This is a genomic window from Galbitalea sp. SE-J8 (genome assembly GCF_030345695.1).
Classification (GTDB): Bacteria; Actinomycetota; Actinomycetes; order Actinomycetales; family Microbacteriaceae; genus JAUASV01.
This window is the reverse complement of sequence record NZ_JAUASV010000015.1, coordinates 1-18037: the sequence shown is the minus strand read 5'-3', so window position 1 is coordinate 18037 and position 18037 is coordinate 1. Positions and strand designations below refer to the sequence as shown.

Here is an 18037-nt window from a genome sequence, read left to right as displayed (position 1 = left end):
CGCCGCCTACCCGCGACGCGCGGTGGTGGTGCGGTCGCGGCCCGTGAGGTCGGGCTGCGTCGCGGCGTCGAGCCAGCCGTCCGCGGCGAGCAGCGCGCGGATCGCCGCGCCCTGCAGCTCGCCGTGCTCGATCACGACCGCTCCCCCGCTCCGCAGCAGGCGCTTCGCCGTCGCGGACACCGCGCGAACGACGTCGAGCCCGTCCGGGCCGCCGTACAGCGCGAGCTCCGGGTCGTGCAGGCGCACCTCGGGGTCGCGCGGCACCGCGCCGAGCGGGATGTACGGCGGGTTCGACACGACGACGTCGACCGTGCCGTCGAGCTCGGGCAGCGCGACCGCGAGATCGGCGAACACGAGGCGCAGGTTCGGCGCGCCGGCCCGGCGCACGTTCTCGCGCGCCCAGATGAACGCCTCGGGCGAGATCTCGACGGCGCTGACGGATGCCGCGGGCACCTCGGTCGCGAGCGCGAGGGCGAGCGCCCCGGTTCCGGTGCCGAGGTCGACGGCGACGGGAGCATCCGTCGCCGCGGCGCGCAGCGCGTCGATCGCGACCTGCGCGACCGACTCGGTCTCCGGGCGGGGCACGAACACGCCCGGTCCGACCGCGAGCTCGAGCGAGCGGAAGTACGCGACGCCCGTGATGTGCTGCAGCGGCTCGCGCGCTGCGCGGCGGGCGACGAGCTCCTCGATCGTGATCGCCTGCGCGCGCGGGATCGACGAGCCGACGATCTCGCGCGCCTGCACGTCGCCGCGCGAGGCGCCGAGCACGTGGGCGACGAGCAGTTCGGCGTCGACATCCGCGTTCGGCACGCCGGCGCGCGTGAGCACCTCGATGCTGCGGGTCATGAGTGCGGGGAGCTTGACCGGGCCGGTGCGGTCGGCGCCGGTGTGGTCGGTGTCTGCTGCGGGCGTGCGGGAGGCGGTGATGCTCATGGGCTCCGTGGTGTCGGGTCGGGTTCCGAACGGCTACGACCCTAGCCCCGTGGGCGCCGGTCGGTGGTCACGATTCGGTCACCGCCGCTGCTCGCCCGCCCGCGGCCCGACACCGCTCAGACGGCCAGGGCGGCGAGCCGCGCTTCCTCGTCCGCCGCGATGCACGCGTCGATGACGGGCTCGAGGGCGCCGTTCATCACCTGGTCGAGGTTGTAGGCCTTGTAGCCGGTGCGGTGGTCGGCGATGCGGTTCTCGGGGAAGTTGTACGTGCGGATGCGCTCGGAGCGGTCCATGGACCGGATCTGACTGCGACGCGCGTCGGAGGCGACCGCATCCAGCTCCTCCTGCTGGCGCGCGAGCAGCCGGGCGCGCAGCACGCGCATCGCGGCCTCGCGGTTCTGGATCTGGCTCTTCTCGTTCTGCATCGACACCACGATGCCCGTCGCGAGGTGCGTGATGCGCACGGCCGAGTCGGTCGTGTTGACGCTCTGGCCGCCGGGGCCGGACGAGCGGAACACGTCGATGCGGATGTCGTTCGCCGCGATCTCGACCTCCTCCGGCTCGTCGACCTCCGGGAACACGAGCACGCCCGTCGTCGACGTGTGGATGCGGCCCTGCGACTCGGTCGCGGGCACCCGCTGCACGCGGTGGACGCCGCCCTCGTACTTGAGGTGCGCCCAGACGCCGTCGGCGGGGTCGGTCGCCCCGGGCGCCTTGATGGCGACCTGCACGTCCTTGTACCCGCCGAGGTCGGACTCGGTGCGCTCGAGCAGCTCGGTCTTCCAGCCGCGCGACTCGGCGTAGTGCAGGTACATGCGCAGCAGATCGGCCGCGAACAGCGCCGACTCCTCGCCGCCCTCGCCGCCCTTGATCTCCATGATCACGTCACGTCCGTCGTCCGGATCGCGGGGGATGAGCAGCCGCCGCAGCCTCTCCTGCGCCTGGGCGAGCGCGGCCTCGAGCGCCGGCACCTCGTCGGCGAACGCGGCATCCTCGGATGCCAGCTCGCGCGCCGCGCCGAGGTCCTCCCCCGCCGAGAGCCAGTCCTCGTGCGCGCGCACGATCCGGGACAGCTCGGCGTATCGCCGGTTGACCCTCTTGGCCCGCGCGGGATCGGCGTGCAGGGCCGGGTCGCCCAGTTGGCGACCCAGCTCCTCGTGCTCCGCGACGAGCCCGCTCACGGACTCGAACACGGGCGTTACTCCTTCTCGGCGCCGGGCAGCGACTTCTGGATCGCGAGCAGGAACTCGACGTTCGAGCTCGTCTCCTTGAGCTTGCCGAGCACGGTCTCCGTGGCCTGCTGCGTGTCGAGGCCCGCGAGGGCGCGGCGCAGCTTCCAGGTGACCTTGACCTCGTCGGGGCCGAGCAGCATCTCCTCGCGACGGGTTCCGGATGCGTTCACGTCGACCGCGGGGAAGATGCGCTTGTCGGCGAGCTGGCGCGAGAGCCGGAGCTCGGAGTTTCCGGTGCCCTTGAACTCCTCGAAGATCACCTCGTCGGCCTTCGACCCGGTCTCGACGAGCGCCGTCGCGATGATCGTGAGCGAGCCGCCCTCCTCGACGTTGCGCGCCGCGCCGAAGAAGCGCTTCGGCGGGTAGAGCGCGGCCGCGTCGACGCCGCCCGAGAGCACGCGACCCGAGGCGGGCGCGACCTGGTTGTAGGCGCGTCCGAGGCGGGTGATCGAGTCGAGCAGCACGACGACGTCGTGTCCGAGCTCGACGAGACGCTTCGCGCGCTCGATGGCGAGCTCGGCGACCGTGGTGTGGTCCTCGGCGGGGCGGTCGAAGGTGGAGGCGATGACCTCGCCCTTCACCGTGCGCTGCATGTCGGTGACCTCTTCGGGGCGCTCGTCGACGAGCACCACCATGAGGTGCACCTCGGGGTTGTTCGCCGCGATCGAGTTCGCGATCGCCTGCAGCGCGAGCGTCTTGCCGGCCTTGGGCGGCGAGACGATGAGCCCGCGCTGGCCCTTGCCGATGGGCGCGACCAGGTCGATGATGCGCGGCGTGAGCTTGCCGGCGTCGGTCTCGAGGCGCAGGCGCTCCTGCGGGTAGAGCGGCGTGAGCGCCGAGAACTCGACGCGCTCGGCGTTCTGCTCGAGGGTCAGGCCGTTGATCGAGTCGATCTTGACGATCGCGTTGTACTTCTGACGGCCCTGCTGCTCGTCGCCGCGCGGCTGGCGCACGTAGCCGACGACCGCGTCGCCCTTGCGCAGGTTGTACTTCTTGACCTGTCCGAGCGAGACGTAGACGTCGTTCGTGCCGGGCAGGTATCCGCTCGTGCGCACGAAGGCGTAGTTCTCGAGCACGTCGAGGATGCCCGCGATCGGGATGAGCACGTCGTCGTCGCTGATCTCGGGCTCGAAGTCGTCGCCGACGGGTCCGCGGCCGCGCTTGCGGTCCCGGTAGCGGCTGCGGCCACTGCGCTCGCCGCCCTCGGCGTCGCCCTGCGACGGGTTCTGGCCGTTCTGCTGCTGGGTCTGCTGCTGGCCGTTCGCGGTGCCCTGCTGACCGTTCTGCGCGCGCTCGGTCTGCGTGTTCTGCCCGCGCTCGCCCTGCGTGTTCTGGTTCTGCGCGTTCTGGTTCTGCGCGTTCTGGTTCTGCGCGTTCTGGCCCTGGCCGCCCTGGCCCTGGCCGCCCTGGCCGCCGCGGCGGTTGCGGTTGCGGCTGCGGCCCTGGCCGGGCTCGCGCTGCGGCTCGGCGCCGTCGCCCTCGCCGGACGGCACGACGCCGTCGAGCAGCGCGTCGATCGCGTTCTCGGAGACGTGGGCGGTGGCGGACTTGGGCGCGTTCTCGCCGCCCGCGGACTGCTGCGCGACGAGGTCCTCGACGGCGGCGGCGGCCGCGGCACGGGCCTCGGCGTCGCCCATGGTCGCACGGCGCGAGCCGCGGCGACGGGATCCGCCGGTCGCGGCGGGAGCCTCGACGGCCGGCGCGTCCGCACCGGATGCCACGGGCGCCCCGGTCGCGGCGGGCACGTCGGCGGAGGGCGCGTCGGCGGCGGGCACGGCATCCGTCACGGGCGCCGCCGGGTCGGCGGGGGCGGCGTCCGCGGGGGCCGGGTCCTCGGCGGGAGCCTCGGCATCGACGGGTGCAGCCTCGGCGGCCGGCACCTCGGCGGGCACCTCGGCGGGGGCCGGGGCGGCGTCCTGGGTGTTCTGAACGTCGTTGATCGCGTTCACGAGCTCTCCCTTTCGGAGTTTGGAGGCGCCGACGATGCCGAGCTCCCCGGCGAGCTTCACGAGCTCGGGGATGCGGAGGGCGGTCAGGTCGGCGGTGTCGCCCGTACGGCGGGCATCGACATCGGTCACAGTTGGTGGATTCCTTCCGCCACGCGGGTGCCGGTCATTCTGCGAGCGGGCATCCGGTGGAGAGATGGTCGGCGGTTGCCGCGCACAGATTCGGGCGGACGGTCGACGACCGGTGATAAGAGAGCGACCGGGGAAGCTTTCAGGCTTCTACCTGGCGCGTGGCCACTGTAGCACCCTTGAAATCCACGGCGAGCATGAGCGCCTGCCAGCCGGTGGAACCCTCAGCCGCCACGAGGTCGACGGCGAGCTGGCGCTGGGCCGGATCGCTCGCGAGCACGAGCACGCTCGGCCCGGCACCGGAGACCACGGCCGCGAGACCGCGCGCGCGCAGCAGGCGGATGAGGGCATCCGTCTCGAGCATCGCGCTCGCCCGGTAGTTCTGGTGCAGCCGGTCCTCGGTCGCCGCGAGCAGCAGCTCGGGGCTCTGGGTGAGCGCCGCGACGAGCAGCGCCGAGCGGGACACGTTGAAGATCGCGTCCTCGTGCGGCACCTGGGCGGGCTGCAGCGAGCGCGCGAGCTTTGTGGACAGCGTCGCCTCGGGCACGAGCACGAGCGGCGAGACGCCCCGGTGCACGATGAGCTTCTTCGCGCCGGGCCCCTCGGGCGTCGTCCACGCGATCGTGAGGCCGCCGAACAGCGCGGGGGCGACGTTGTCGGGGTGTCCCTCGAGCTCGGTCGCGACGGCGAGCAGCCCGTCGGCGTCGATGTCGACGACGCCCTCGAGCAGGCCCCGGGCGGCCATCACGCCGGCGACGATCGCAGCGCCCGAGGAGCCGAGGCCGCGGCCGTGCGGGATGCTGTTGCGCGCCACCAGGTCGAGCCCGGGCACGGGATACCCGTAGGCCGCGAACGTCGCCGCGATCGAGCGCACGACGAGGTTCGACTCGTCGGTCTCCACGACCCCCTCGCCGACGCCGTGCACCTCGACGCTCGCGCCGGGTGCCGCGCGCACCGTGACCTCGAGCTCGTCGTAGAGCGCGAGCGCGAGGCCGAGCGTGTCGAGACCGGGGCCGAGGTTGGCCGTCGTCGCGGGCACCGTGACCGCGACCGAGCGCCCGACCGGGAGCGGGCTCGGCGCGGGCGCGCCCTCGGTCACGTAAGGCCCAGGACGGATGCGATCTGCGGCACGTCCACGGGCACGACCGTCGGCTGCACCTCGGCGCCGTCCGCGGACTTCAGCGCCCACTGCGGGTCCTTGAGCCCGTGGCCGGTGACCGTGATGACGACGGTCGCTCCCGCCGGGATCGCGCCGGCATCCGCTCGCTCGAGCAGTCCCGCGACGCCGATCGCGCTCGCCGGCTCGACGAACACGCCGACCTCGCTCGACAGGATGCGGTGGGCGTCGAGGATCGCCTCGTCGGTGATCGCGCCGAAGTAGCCGTCGCTGTCCTCGCGGGCGGCGAGCGCGAGCTCCCACGACGCGGGGTTGCCGATGCGGATCGCGCTCGCGATCGTCTCGGGGTTCTTCACGACCCGGCCCGTGACGATGGGCGCGCTGCCCGCGGCCTGGAAGCCGAACATCCGCGGGAGCCTCGTCGACACGCCGTCGGCGAGGTACTCGCGGTAGCCGCGGTGGTAGGCGGTGTAGTTGCCCGCGTTGCCGACCGGGATGACGTGGAAGTCGGGCGCGTCGCCGAGCACGTCGACGACCTCGAACGCGCCCGTCTTCTGCCCCTCGATGCGGTCGTTGTTGACCGAGTTGACGAGGTGCACGGCGTAGTTCGCGGCGAGGTCGCGCGCGATGTCGAGGCAGTCGTCGAAGTTGCCCTGCACCTGCAGCAGCTCGGCGCCGTGCGCGATGGCCTGGGCGAGCTTGCCGAGCGCGATCTTGCCCTCGGGCACGAGCACGGCCGCGGTGATGCCCGCGTGCGTCGCGTACGCCGCCGCGGAGGCGGAGGTGTTGCCGGTCGAGGCGCAGATGACCGCCTTCGCGCCGTGCTCGACGGCCTTCGAGACCGCTATCGTCATGCCGCGGTCCTTGAACGAGCCGGTCGGGTTCATGCCCTCGAACTTCACGAAGACGCGCGCGCCCGTGCGGTTCGACAGCGCGCCGGCGGGGATGAGCGGCGTGCCGCCCTCGCCGAGGGTGACGATCGGGGTCGCGTCGGTGACGTCGAGACGGTCGCGGTATTCGTGGAGCACTCCACGCCACTGATGGGCCACGTGCGGTCTTTCTACTCTGCCAGCGGGTCTACTGGGCTTCGATGACTCGGAGGACGGAATCGACGGATGCCACGACGTCGCTCCCCGCGAGCGCGGACACGCACGCGGCGAGGGCCGCTTCGGGGGCGGCGTGCGTGACGACGACCAGGCTAGCGGTCGGGGCATCCCCGCCGGTCGACACGGACTGCGACACCTGCTCGACGCTCACGCCCCGCTCGCTGAACTCCGTCGCGATAGTCGCGAGCACGCCCGGGCGGTCGAGCACGGTGAGGGTGATCTGGTAGCGCGTGACGACGCTCGCGATGGGCAGCATCGGCAGGTTCGCGTGCGTCGACTCCGCGACGCCGGGGCCGCCGACGACGTGGCGCCGGGCCGCCGAGACGAGGTCGCCGAGCACGCTCGACGCCGTCTGGGGACCGCCGGCGCCCGCGCCGTAGAACATCAGGTCGCCGGCCGCCTCGGCCTGGATGAACACGGCGTTGTTGGCGCCGTGCACGGCGGCGAGCGGATGCGCGAGCGGCACGAGCGCGGGGTGCACGCGCGCGCTGATGGCGCTGCCGTCCGCCGTCTCGACGCGCTCGCAGATCGCGAGCAGCTTGACGACGTAGCCCGCGGCCCGGGCCGCCGTGACCTGCTCGAGGGTGACGCCCGTGATGCCCTCGCGGTGCACGGCGTCGAGCGGGACCGTCGAGTGGAAGGCGAGGCTCGCGAGGATGGCGGCCTTCTGCGCGGCGTCGTAGCCCTCGACATCCGCCGTCGGGTCCGCCTCGGCGTAGCCGAGCCGCTGGGCGTCGGCGAGCACGGGGGCGAGGTCCTCGCCCTGCCGGTCCATGCGGTCGAGGATGTAGTTGGTCGTGCCGTTGACGATGCCGAGGATGCGCGTGACCCGGTCGCCCGCGAGGCTCTCGCGCAGCGGGCGGATGATCGGGATGGCGCCCGCGACCGCCGCCTCGTAGTAGAGCTGCGCGCCGACCCGCTCGGCGGCGTCGAAGAGCTCGGGACCGTGGGTGGCGAGCAGGGCCTTGTTGGCGGTGACGACATCCGCCCCGCTGTGCAGCGCCTCGAGGATGTACGTGCGCGCGGGCTCCAGCCCGCCCATGAGCTCGACGACGATGTCGGCACCGTGGATGAGGGCGAGCGCGTCGGTCGTGAGCAGCTCGGCGGGGATCGCGGGCACGCGCTCGGCGCCGGGGTTGCGCACCGCGACCCCGATGAGCTCGATGCCGGCGCCGGCCCGGCCCGCGAGCTCGTCGGCGTGCTTCAGCAGCAGGTCGGCGACGTTGGCGCCGACGACGCCGCCGCCCAGCAGTGCGACCTTGAGGTTGCGGTACTCGATCACTGGTCTCCTTCGAGAGCGCGGTCCGGTTCGTCCGCGCGGACGGGGTCGAGGATGACGTCCCGCACGAGCAGGTCGGCCTCCGTCTCGCCGCGCACGATGACGCGGGCCGCGCCGTCGCGCACCGCGACGACCGGGGGGCGGCCGAGGTGGTTGTAGTTGCTCGCGAGCGACCAGCAGTAGGCGCCGGTGGCGGGCACCGCGAGCAGGTCCCCGGGCGCGACGTCGCCCGGCAGGTAGTCGGCCTGCACGACGATGTCGCCCGACTCGCAGTGCTTGCCGGCGACGCGCACGAGGGCGGGGGCGGCATCCGTCACGCGGTTCGCGATGCGCACGCTGTAATCGGCGCCGTAGAGCGCGGTCCGCGCGTTGTCGCTCATGCCGCCGTCGACCGACACGTACCTGCGCACGTGCTCGCCGTCGACGAGCACGTCCTTGATCGTGCCGACCTCGTACAGCGTCGCGCCGGCCGGGCCGACGATCGACCGGCCGGGCTCGATCGCGACGATCGGCACGGGCACGCCGGCCTCGGCGGCGCCGTCCGCGACGATCCGGGCGAAGCGCGCCGCGATCTCGTCGAACGCGAGCGGCTCGTCGACGCTCGTGTAGGCGATGCCGAAGCCGCCGCCGAGGTTGAGCTCGGGCACCTCGCCGCCCGCGAGCAGCCGCGCGTGCACGGCGAGCAGGCGTCGCGCGGCCTCGGCGAAGCCGTCCGATTCGAAGATCTGCGAGCCGATGTGCGAGTGCAGGCCGAGGAAGCGCAGCTGCGGGCGCGAACGGATGCGCTCGACCGTGCCCTCCGCCTCGGCGAGCGGGATGCCGAACTTCTGGTCCTCGCGCGCGGTCGCGAGGTACTCGTGGGTCGACGCGTGCACGCCGGAGTTGATGCGCAGCCGCACGTTCTGCACGCGGCCGTGGCGCGCGGCGGCATCCGCGACCCGGTCGATCTCGATCAGGGAGTCGATCACGATCGCGCCGACGCCGACGCTCACCGCACGATCGATCTCGGCGAGGCTCTTGTTGTTGCCGTGCAGGCCGATGCGCGCGGGGTCGGCGCCCGCGGCGAGCGCGACGGCGAGCTCTCCCCCGGTGCACGTGTCGATGTTCAGTCCCGCGTCGAGCATCCAGCGCACCACCTGCGTGGAGAGGAACGCCTTGCCCGCGTAGTACACCCTCGCTGCCGAGCCGACGCGCGCGAACTCGCGGTCGAACGCGGCCTTCACTGCGGTCGCCCGGGCACGGGCATCCGCCTCGTCGACGACGTACAGCGGGGTGCCGAACTCGCGGGCGAGCGCCGTCGCGGTGACGCCGGCGATCGCGATCTCGCCCGTCGCGGCGCGCGTCGCGCCGCTCGACCACACGGCCGGGGCGAGGGCGTTCGCGTCGTCCGGGACGTCGAGCCACGCGGGAGCGAGCGGAGACTGGGACACGGGTCGACCTCGAACGGATGCGGCGGGGGGTCCCGCGGGCCGGGACCGCGGCACGAGCGCCCCCATCCTATGCGAGCCCTGGGGCCTCCCCCGCTCGTGCCGGTCGGCGGCCGACCTCCCTCCCGTGCCGGCCCCGCTTGTCGGCCCCGCCGCTGGTCGAGGAGCGCCCGGCGCGCTGGCCGGCCCCGCTGGCCGGCCCCGCTGGTCGGCCCCGCTGGTCGAGGAGCGCCCGGCGAAGCGACGGTCGCGTCTCGAGACCACCCCCGCCCGCGCGCGCCGCCCAGCGCGGCCCGACCGTGTAAACCCCTCCCCTCGATCACGGAAATGCAGGAGCATCCGAGCGTCGCCGCAGAGACGTTGGCGTGATTCGGGGGTCGGGTTCGCGTGCGCCGCGCCGCGCTCCTGCATTTCCGTGATGTCGGCGCTCGAGACCAGCACGGATCGTTCGGGCGGGCGGGTGGTCTCGAGACGCGTCCTCGCTGCGCTCGGGCGCTCCTCAACCAGCGGAGCGGCAGCTGTGTCGCACCCCGCTGGTCGAGGAGCCGCGAGCGAAGCGAGCCGGCGCCGCCGCTGCTCCTCCGGGCGGGTCCGGGCGCGCCGCCCAGCGCGGCCCCATCGCGGAAACCCCTCCCTCGATCACGGAAATGCAGGAGCACCCGAGCGTCACCGCAGAGACGCTCGCGTGATACGGGGGTTGGGCGCGCGTGCGCCGCGCTGCGCTCCTGCATTTCCGTGATGTCGGCGCTCGAGACCACCACGGATCGTTCGGGCGCTCCTCGACCAGCGACCGACCGCTCGCCCGCCCCGCCGGTCGAGGAACGCGCGCGCGAAGCGAGGCCGCGTCTCGAGACCAGGACGGGTCCGAAACGGCTCAGCAGGTGCCGCGGGGGGCCGACCCGAGCGTGGCGCGGGGGGCCGACCCGAGCGTGCCGAGGACGACGTCGCGGCCGCTCACGGTGGCATCGACGCCGTCCGGATGAACGGACACCGACCGCAGCTCGAGGCCCTGCGGCAGGGAGGAGGCGACGCAGATGCGCTGCGGACCGGCGACCGTGTCGACGAGCGATGCGAACGGCGACGAGCGGAGCGCCGCGATGTCGAAGTCCAGCGTGCCGACCTTCGCGTGCGTCGGCGTCAGCAGGATCGCCCCGTCGTCGGCGCTCGCGGTCGCGGTCACGCTCACCGGAAGCGCGAGGCCGCCACCGCCGAACGACGACTCGATTCTCACGCCGCCGTCGCCGAGCACGATGCGCGCGTCCGCGAGGGCGTCGACGCGGCCCGCGAGCGACGCGATCTGCTCCGGAGTCAGGGTCACGACGGCCGTGAGCTTCTGGGTCGGGGCGCCCTCCGCGAACGGCACGCCCTCGGCACGAACGCGGAGGTCGCCCGTGATCTGCCCGAGCGAGGCGCCCGTGGCGTCGACCTTCACGTCGTCGGCGCGCTGCGCGATGAGCTGCGGCACGAGCGACCCGGATCCCAGGTCGACGGCGACCGCCGCCGGGTCGACGCCGAGCGACTGTGCGACGCGGGTGCGCACGGCATCCGTCGCGATGCTCCGGCCCGCGGTGTCGATCGCGATCCACGCGGCGGCGACGAGCACGACCACGACGACGAGCGCGACGACGAGCGCGCGCGCCCGACGCCGACGCCCGCGCGGCGCGGGGGCGGCGACGGAGGTCACATCCGCTCCGGCGCGCTCACCCCGACGAGTCCGAGCCCGGTGCGCAGCACCTGCGCGACGGCGTCGTTGAGCCACAGCCGGGTGCGGTGCAGGTCGGTGACCGCCTCGCCCGCGAGCGGCGTGACGCGGCACGCGTCATACCAGCGGTGGAACGTGCCCGCGAGCTCCTCGAGGTAGCGCGCGACGCGGTGCGGCTCGTACACCTCCGCGGCGAAGGCCACGACGCGGGGGAACTCGGCGAGCGCGCCGAGCAGCGCGCCCTCCGTCTCGTGCGTGAGCAGGCTCGCGTCGAACACGCCGCGGTCGACGCCCGCCGCCTCGGCGTTGCGGGCGACGCTGCGCGTGCGGGCGTGCGCGTACTGCACGTAGAACACGGGGTTGTCGTTCGTCTTGCGGCCGAGCAGGTCGAGGTCGATGTCGAGCGGGCTGTCGACGCTCGACCGCACGAGCGAGAAGCGCGCGGCGTCCGTTCCGACGGCGTCGACGAGGTCCTCGAGCACGACGACGGTGCCCGCGCGCTTCGACATCCGCTGCGGCTTGCCGTCCTTCACGAGGTTGACCAGCTGGCCGATGCGCAGCTCGAGGTTGACGTGCGGCACGTCGCCGAAGGCCGCGGCCATCGCCATCATGCGGCCCACGTAGCCGTGGTGGTCGGCGCCGAGCATGATGATGTTGCGCTCGAACCCGCGGTCGCGCTTGTTCAGGTAGTACGCGAGGTCGCCCGAGATGTAGGCCGGCTCGCCGTCGCTCTTGATGACGACGCGGTCCTTGTCGTCGCCGAACGCGGTCGTGCGCAGCCAGAGCGCGCCGTCCTTCTCGTACATGTGGCCGGCATCCGTCAGACGCTGGATGGCGCGCTCGACGGCGCCCGAGGAGTGCACCTCGTTCTCGTGGAAGTACACGTCGAAGTCGACGCCGAAGTCGTGCAGGCTCTTCTTGATGTCGCCGAACATGAGCTCGACGCCGACGCTGCGGAACACCTCCTGCAGTTCCTCGCGGCTCGGGATCTCGTCGAGCCGGCCCGGGTAGGCGGCCTCGACGCGCGCGGCGATCTCGGCGATGTAGTCGCCGCCGTAGCCGTCCTCGGGCGTCGGCTCGCCGAGGTGTGCGGCGAGCAGGCTGCGCGCGAACCGGTCGATCTGCGCGCCGTGGTCGTTGAAGTAGTACTCCCGTGTCACCTCCGCGCCCTCGAAGGCGAGGATGCGCGCGAGCGAATCGCCGACCGCCGCCCAGCGCGTGCCGCCGAGGTGGATCGGCCCGGTCGGGTTCGCGGAGACGAACTCGAGGTTGACCCGGATGCCGTCGAGCGCGTGGCCGCGACCGTACGCGTCGCCCTGATCGACGATCGTGCGCGCGAGCTCGCCCGCGGCGGCCGCATCGAGCGTGATGTTGATGAAGCCGGGGCCGGCCACGTCGACGCTCGCGACGCCGGGGATGGCCGCGAGCCCGGCCGCGATCTCGGTCGCGAGCTCGCGCGGGTTCGCACCGAGCGGTTTCGCGAGCTTCATGGCGATGTTCGCCGACCAGTCGCCGTGCTCCCGGTTCTTCGGCCGGTCGAGCACGACCGCGTCGGGGCCCGGCGCCGCTCCCCCGCGCCGCACCGCGACCTCCGAGACGACGGAGTGGACGGCGGCGGCGAGATCGGCGGGATTCACGGGGGTTCAGCCTAATGCCGCTCGCCCCGCGGCTCCCCCGCGCGCCGCGCACCCGTCGCCCGATCGGATGCGTTCCGTCGCCCGGGGGTCGCCCGCCGGCATCCGTTCCGTCGCCCGCTTCCCTGAATCCGCCTGTCGGACGACGCCGCGGGCGGCCTCGGTGGTCATGATGGGCGCATGGTGTCCCGTCGCGTACTTTCCGGTCTCCTTGCTCTCGGCGTCGTCCTGGCCGCGACGGCCTGCACGCCGACCGCGCCCGACGACGGCTCGAGCGCGAGCCCGAGCGCGCCCTCGCCGTCTGCGCCGTCCGCGACGGAGTCGGCCACGGCATCCGCGACTCCGCCGGAGACGCCGAGCGCGACCCCGACCGACTCGAACACGCCGGCGCCGGTGGACAGCGGAGAGAAGGTCACGCAGACCTGCGCGCAGCTCGTCACGGCGCAGCAGATGTACGAGTACAACAGCAACTTCTCGCTCGACGACGGCTGGACGCCCGCGGCCGGCTCGCGCGCCGCGACGGCCGTCGGCTACCGGGGCGTCGCCTGCTCGTGGATCAACGACTCGAGCTCGGAGCGCATCAGCCTCGGCGTGGCGCACCTGCGCGCCGACACGCTCGCCTCGATCGAGGCGCAGCGCGCGGGGGGTACGCAGACGCCGTGGGGCTACTTCACGGTCGACGGCTCGACGGGGCGGGCGGATGCCTTCACCGACGACTACTGGATCACGCTCGACTCGAAGACGTTCTTCGAGCCCGGCGACGCCGCGCAGCTCGTGGAGGACGTGGTCGGCGCGCTCGGCTGAGCCCCGAGCCCTGAGCCCCGGGCACCCGCTAGGTGAGCTGGATGAGGTCCCGCCCGTCGTCGAGCTCGAACTCGTCCACGACCGCGGTGACCGTGATGGCGTCGAGGCGCAGGTCGGTCCAGTGGTTGGTGAGGAAGGCCGTGTCGGCGGCATCCCGCCCGGTGGAGATGCGCACGAGCGACTGGCGCGGCGCGAGGTGCGTCGCGTCGACGACGTGCCACGCACCTTCGACGTACACCTCGACGACCGCGTGGAAGTCCATCGGGCTGAGCCCCGGGGCGTACACGGCGACCATGCGGGCGGGCAGGTCCATCGCGCGCAGCAGGGCGATCGTGAGGTGCGCGTAGTCGCGGCACACCCCCTGCCGGCCGAGCAGCGTGCGCGACGCCCCGTCGGTCGGCAGGCTCGATCCGGGCACGTACGTCAGTCGTTCCGACACCCACTGCACGACGGCGTCGACGAGCGGGCGACCGCGCAGCCCGCCGAACTCGCCGCGCGCGGTCGGGGCGAGCGCGTCCGACTCGCAGTAGCGGCTCGGGCGGGTGAACTCGACGAGCTCGATCTCGGTCACCGGTGCGGGCGGCGACGACCCCTCGATGAGACCCGAGTAGTCGACGACGAGGGTGCCGGCGTCGGCCTGGAGGCGGTGCCACCGCGTGCCGTCGCGGTCCGGCACCTGCTCGGCCGCGACATCCGTTCCGTCGTGCACGAACGCGAGCGTCTCGCTCACGGTCGCGGGCACCGCGGGCGTGATGCCGAACACCATGTCGGTCGGCCCGAACAGGGTGAGCTCGAGGTGAACCCCGACGGTGCGCTGCATGCGCTCATGGTCGCAGAACGGTGTTGCGGACGCGTGACGGGGAACGGATGCGGCCCACGCGCCCAGCGCGGCGCCTCGCGGAGTCGCACCGGCTACCAGGGCACGGGAGCACCGTCGCGGTCGAGGAACTGCAGCCCGACCTGCCCCGCCGTGGACTCGATGACGTCGGCGACGAGCGGCATGGAGGTGGCTGGGGAGAGCGGGGCGTCTGCTCCTCCGAGGTCGGTCTGGTTGTGGCCCGGGTCGATGAGGAGCTTCGTGTGGTCGTCGTGCGCGTGCCGGGTGGCGTAGGAGCGCATCAGCTGGTTGAGAGCCGCCTTGCTGGCCTTGTAGACCTCGAAGCCCGGCTCGTCGTTGCGGGAGATGCTGCCCTGTTCCGAGGACATGACCCCGACCGTGCCGCCGGGCACGACCAGGTCGCGAAGCGCCTCGATCGTGCGCAGCGGGGCGAGCGCGTTCGTCGTCATCACCTCGATGAACTCCTCGGTGGTCGCCTCGGTCACGGCGCCGGCGCTGCGGTTGATCCCCGCGTTGACGAACAGCAGGTCGAACCGGTCGCGGGACAGGTGCTGACGCAGGGCCGCGACCTGTGCGGTGTCGGTGATGTCGACGGTCGCGCTGCGCACCCGCCCCGCCGATGCGGCGACGGAGGCTTCGAGCGCGTGGCTCGGAGCGCGGACGGTGGCGGTGACCGCCCATCCGCGACGGGCGAGCTCGTGGACGAGCGCCAGTCCCAGCCCCCGGGAGGCGCCGAGGACGAGTGCGGAACGAACGGGCACTGACATGGTGGAATCCTAACTAGACGGGCCGTTGCGTCTAGTCTACGCCCTCCCTCCTAGAGTGGGGGCGTGAGTTCGAACTCGACGACGGGCACGCGGCCCCGCACCGGCAACCGGCGCGATGACGACGCGCGTCGTGCGGTGCTGCACGCGGCAGACGACCTGCTGGCCGAGCACGGTTTCGCGAAGCTCACGATCGAGGCGATCGCGCGGCAGGCCGGCGTCGCGAAACAGACGATCTACCGCTGGTGGCCGTCCAAGGTCGAGATCTTGCTCGACGGCCTGATCGAGGGCGCCGAGAAGTACCTTCCGGTTCCGGACGGCAGGGTCGAAGAGGCGGATGTCGAGGCGTACTTCGAGCGGTTCCGTCGCTTCGTCGAGGAGCTGCCGGACGGGAAGGTCTTCTGCGCGCTGCTCGGCCATGCGCAACACGATCAAGCCGCGGCGCACCAGCTCCGCTCTCGATTTCTCGATCCCCGCCGCGAACGCGAACGGGGCCTGATCGAACGAGCCGGCCTGCCGCGCGCCGGCGCCGCGCCGGCGGCGGTCGACGCGTTGATCGATGAGCGCGTGGGGGCGATCCTCTGGCGCGCCATGACACGAGCGCCCGTCCGCTGACGGCATTCGTCCGGCAGGAGCCATCGTCCAGGTCGATCGCGATCGCGCCGCTCAGGGTGTCCGGGGAGCGGTCATCCCTCGCGGGCCGAGCAGGCTCAGGAGCGCGAGCGCGTCGGCGTCCGCGGAGCCCCGCGGCGCCGAGTAGAGGATCAGGCGCTGGTCGGCTTCGTCGAGGGCCATCGAGTCGCAGTCGAGGGTGATCGTGCCGACGGCGGGGTGGCGGAACGTCTTGGTCAGCGAGGGGGCGGCGCGGATGTCGTGCCGCTGCCAGAGCCGCGCGAACTCGACACTGCCGTCGAGCAGCTCCTCAATGAGGTCCCGCACCGTCGGGTCGGCCGGATAGCGGGCGAGCGCCCGGCGGAGCTCGGCGACGAGACGGCCACGGAACTCCGTTTCATCGGAGATGCCGTAGAGCGGTCGCCCGTCGCTGTCCGCTCGCAGGAACGCGCGGCGGGCGAGATTGCGGTCCTCCGGTTCGAGGCCGGCGAAGTCCTCCATCAGCGCCGCGGCGAGGTCGTTCCACGCGAGCACCTCGAGCGCGGCGGACCGCACGAATGCTGCGGTCTGGGGGGCGCGTTCGATGAGCGCGAGGATGCTCGGGCGCACATCCCGGCGGTGCAGTCCGGCGCGGATCGGGGCGGTCCCCGCGAGGACGTGCAGGTGGTCGGATTCCTCGTTCGTCAGCCGGAGTGCTCCGACGATGGCGAGGAGCACCTCGGCCGACGGCCGCGGTGCCCGGCCCTGTTCGAGGCGGACGTAGTACTCGGTCGAGATGTGCGCGAGCACGGCGACTTCTTCGCGACGCAGCCCGGGAGTGCGACGCCGGTCGCCCCGGGGCAGACCGGCATCCTCAGGCCGCAGCCGCGCCCGCCGGCTGCGGAGGAACGAGGCGAGCTCTTGCTTGTCCACAACGCGAGTCTGCATCCTCCCGGGCTTCGCCGTCAGGGCTGCGACGCCAGGCGGGCGGTGTCGTGGTACTTCCTGTGCCTGAATAGGGTTCGGCCGCGGCGCGAGGCTGGGCGGCATGACACACACCATCGACCACAGCTCCATCGGCCTGCTCGCCGGCAAGGTCATCTTCATCAGCGGCGCGAGCCGCGGTATCGGCGCCGCGGCGGCAAGGCTGTTCGCCCGTGAGGGCGCCGCCGTCGTGCTCGGTGCGCGGAGCCGCGACGCGCTGGACAGCGCGGTCGGCCAGATCCGCGACGACGGCGGCGCCGCCGAGTCGGTGACCCTCGATCTCGCCGACGACGCGAGCATCCGCGCCGCAATCGCCCACATCGACGACGTGCACGGCCGCCTCGACGGCGCATTCAACAACGGCGGAGTCGTGCAGCAGCAGACCGGTGCTCTGGACACCACCATCGAGGCGGATATCCAGCAGCAGTTCGCGGTGAACTTCCGGGCTCACTGGGTCGCGATGAATGCCGAGGCAGCGCTGATGCGCAGGTCCGGCGGCGGCGCCATCGTGAACACCTCGAGCATCGGCGCCCGCCGAGCCAACCCTGACCTGCCGGCCTACGGCGCGATGAAGCGAGCGTTGAACAGCATCACCGAGACCGCGGCGGTAACCTGGGCCCCGTCGGGTATCCGCGTCAACGGCCTCATGCCCGGTGGGACCGCCACCGAGATGATCGTCGACTGGGAGCAGGCCACGCCCGGTATCACCGACCGGATCGCCGCGTCGATCCCGCTCGGGCGGATGGCTGAGCCGAGTGAGGTCGCGGAAGTCGCCGCGTTCCTCCTCAGCGATCGCGCCTCTGCCGTCACCGGCGCGATCGTCCCGGTCGACGGCGGAGCCGGCGCATGACCGCCGGAGCATGACACGTCTGCACTGGCTTGTTCTCCCCCGAATTAGCGGCACCTGGTCGGGGGATTTCGACACATTCTCGCGCGCCACCAGGATGGTATCGAGTCGGTCTCGACTCGACAGCCTTCTGAACATGTCGGAGCAACTCGAAAATGACCTCGCCGCGAGCCGTTCGTCCGCACAGCACCGCCCGTCATCTGCTGCTCATCGGTCTCGCGGCCATCGGCCTCGCCGCGGCCGCGCTGCTCGCACAGTTCGTCACGAGCGCGGATGCGGCGCACGCGGAGGACACCGGAACGATCGCGGGCACCGTTTCCGCTCCCGCCGGCCTCGCCCTCCCCGACCAGATGTCCTTCTCGCTCTCCCGCGACGGCAGCTACTACTACGGAGGCTCGTCCGGCTACGCCCCGAGCACCGGCACGTTCACCCTCGCCGGGCTCCCGGCCGGCTCCTACACGCTCCAGTACTACCCGTACAGCTACAGCTCGAGCGCACCCAGCTACCTCAGCGGCTGGTACGGCGGCACCAGCCAGGACAGCGCGACCACCATCACGGTCACCGCCGGAGCCACGAGCACCGCCAACATCACCCTCACCGCCGGCGGCAAGATCAGCGGCACCATCACCGCCCCCGCCGGCCTCGCCCTCCCCGACCAGGTGTCCTTCTCGCTCTACCGCGACGGCAGCTACTACTACGGCTCG

The 18037-nt window shown here is 72.7% G+C and carries 17 protein-coding genes; 4 read left to right on the top strand and 13 right to left on the bottom strand.

Features of this window, described 5'->3' with window-relative positions; all coding sequences use genetic code 11:
* Positions 1–6: 6 nt before the first annotated feature.
* From prmC to QT381_RS10490, 10 genes are all read right to left on the bottom strand, one after another.
* A complete protein-coding gene (prmC, locus tag QT381_RS10535) occupies positions 7–933 on the bottom strand; it encodes a peptide chain release factor N(5)-glutamine methyltransferase (RefSeq protein WP_502877506.1) in 927 nt (308 codons plus the stop codon).
* 116 nt (positions 934–1049) lie between these two features.
* The gene (gene prfA, locus QT381_RS10530) at positions 1050–2126 is read right to left on the bottom strand and encodes a peptide chain release factor 1 (RefSeq protein ID WP_289248898.1); all 1077 of its coding nucleotides are present in this window, start codon (positions 2124–2126) and stop codon (positions 1050–1052) included.
* Positions 2127–2131: 5 nt separating this feature from the next.
* Positions 2132–4243, bottom strand: a complete 2112-nt coding sequence (gene rho / locus QT381_RS10525) for a transcription termination factor Rho (protein WP_289248897.1) — start codon at positions 4241–4243, stop codon at positions 2132–2134.
* A 139-nt stretch (positions 4244–4382) separates the two neighbouring features.
* On the bottom strand, positions 4383–5339 hold the full coding sequence (gene thrB, locus QT381_RS10520; protein WP_289248896.1) for a homoserine kinase: 957 nt from the start codon (positions 5337–5339) through the stop codon (positions 4383–4385).
* Positions 5336–6406, bottom strand: a complete 1071-nt coding sequence (gene thrC, locus QT381_RS10515) for a threonine synthase (protein ID WP_289248895.1) — start codon at positions 6404–6406, stop codon at positions 5336–5338. The genes thrB and thrC overlap by 4 nt, the downstream gene beginning before the upstream one ends.
* Positions 6407–6434: 28 nt before the next feature.
* On the bottom strand, positions 6435–7745 hold the full coding sequence (locus QT381_RS10510; RefSeq protein WP_289248894.1) for a homoserine dehydrogenase: 1311 nt from the start codon (positions 7743–7745) through the stop codon (positions 6435–6437).
* On the bottom strand, positions 7742–9172 hold the full coding sequence (gene lysA / locus QT381_RS10505) for a diaminopimelate decarboxylase (RefSeq protein WP_289248893.1): 1431 nt from the start codon (positions 9170–9172) through the stop codon (positions 7742–7744). The genes QT381_RS10510 and lysA overlap by 4 nt, the downstream gene beginning before the upstream one ends.
* 871 nt (positions 9173–10043) lie before the next feature.
* Positions 10044–10853 (bottom strand): LmeA family phospholipid-binding protein, encoded by an 810-nt coding sequence (locus QT381_RS10500; protein ID WP_289248892.1) that lies wholly within the window; start codon positions 10851–10853, stop codon positions 10044–10046.
* Positions 10850–12508 (bottom strand): arginine--tRNA ligase, encoded by a 1659-nt coding sequence (gene argS / locus QT381_RS10495; RefSeq protein WP_289248891.1) that lies wholly within the window; start codon positions 12506–12508, stop codon positions 10850–10852. Before argS ends, QT381_RS10500 begins: the two co-directional genes overlap by 4 nt.
* Before the next feature lie 164 nt (positions 12509–12672).
* Positions 12673–12921: a hypothetical protein gene (locus QT381_RS10490; protein ID WP_289248890.1), complete on the bottom strand. Its 249-nt coding sequence runs from the start codon at positions 12919–12921 to the stop codon at positions 12673–12675.
* Between QT381_RS10490 and QT381_RS10485 the strand changes: the two genes are divergently transcribed.
* Entirely contained in the window at positions 12899–13309 is a 411-nt protein-coding gene (locus QT381_RS10485) for a hypothetical protein (protein WP_289248889.1), read from the top strand. The two genes, QT381_RS10490 and QT381_RS10485, sit on opposite strands and share 23 nt — an antisense overlap.
* Before the next feature lie 28 nt (positions 13310–13337).
* On the opposite strand, the gene QT381_RS10480 is transcribed toward QT381_RS10485, so the two are convergent.
* Positions 13338–14129 carry a transglutaminase-like domain-containing protein gene (locus QT381_RS10480; protein WP_289248888.1) on the bottom strand — a complete coding sequence of 264 codons (792 nt, stop codon included), beginning with the start codon at positions 14127–14129 and terminating at the stop codon, positions 13338–13340.
* Between the two features lie 92 nt (positions 14130–14221).
* Complete coding sequence (locus QT381_RS10475) at positions 14222–14914, bottom strand: SDR family NAD(P)-dependent oxidoreductase (RefSeq protein WP_289248887.1); 693 nt, start codon at positions 14912–14914, stop codon at positions 14222–14224.
* Positions 14915–14977: 63 nt separating this feature from the next.
* On the opposite strand from QT381_RS10475, the gene QT381_RS10470 reads away from it, so the two are divergent.
* Complete coding sequence (locus tag QT381_RS10470) at positions 14978–15526, top strand: TetR/AcrR family transcriptional regulator (protein ID WP_289248886.1); 549 nt, start codon at positions 14978–14980, stop codon at positions 15524–15526.
* A gap of 51 nt (positions 15527–15577) precedes the next feature.
* Here QT381_RS10470 and QT381_RS10465 read toward each other — a convergent pair whose 3' ends face one another.
* Complete coding sequence (locus QT381_RS10465) at positions 15578–16435, bottom strand: helix-turn-helix transcriptional regulator (protein ID WP_289248885.1); 858 nt, start codon at positions 16433–16435, stop codon at positions 15578–15580.
* 115 nt (positions 16436–16550) lie between these two features.
* Here QT381_RS10465 and QT381_RS10460 point away from each other — a divergent pair, with 115 nt between their 5' ends.
* Both QT381_RS10460 and QT381_RS10455 read left to right on the top strand, forming a co-directional pair.
* A complete protein-coding gene (locus tag QT381_RS10460; protein ID WP_289248884.1) occupies positions 16551–17336 on the top strand; it encodes an SDR family NAD(P)-dependent oxidoreductase in 786 nt (261 codons plus the stop codon).
* Positions 17337–17488: 152 nt separating this feature from the next.
* On the top strand, positions 17489–18037 hold a 549-nt coding region (locus QT381_RS10455), incomplete at its 3' end, for a carboxypeptidase-like regulatory domain-containing protein (RefSeq protein ID WP_502877505.1).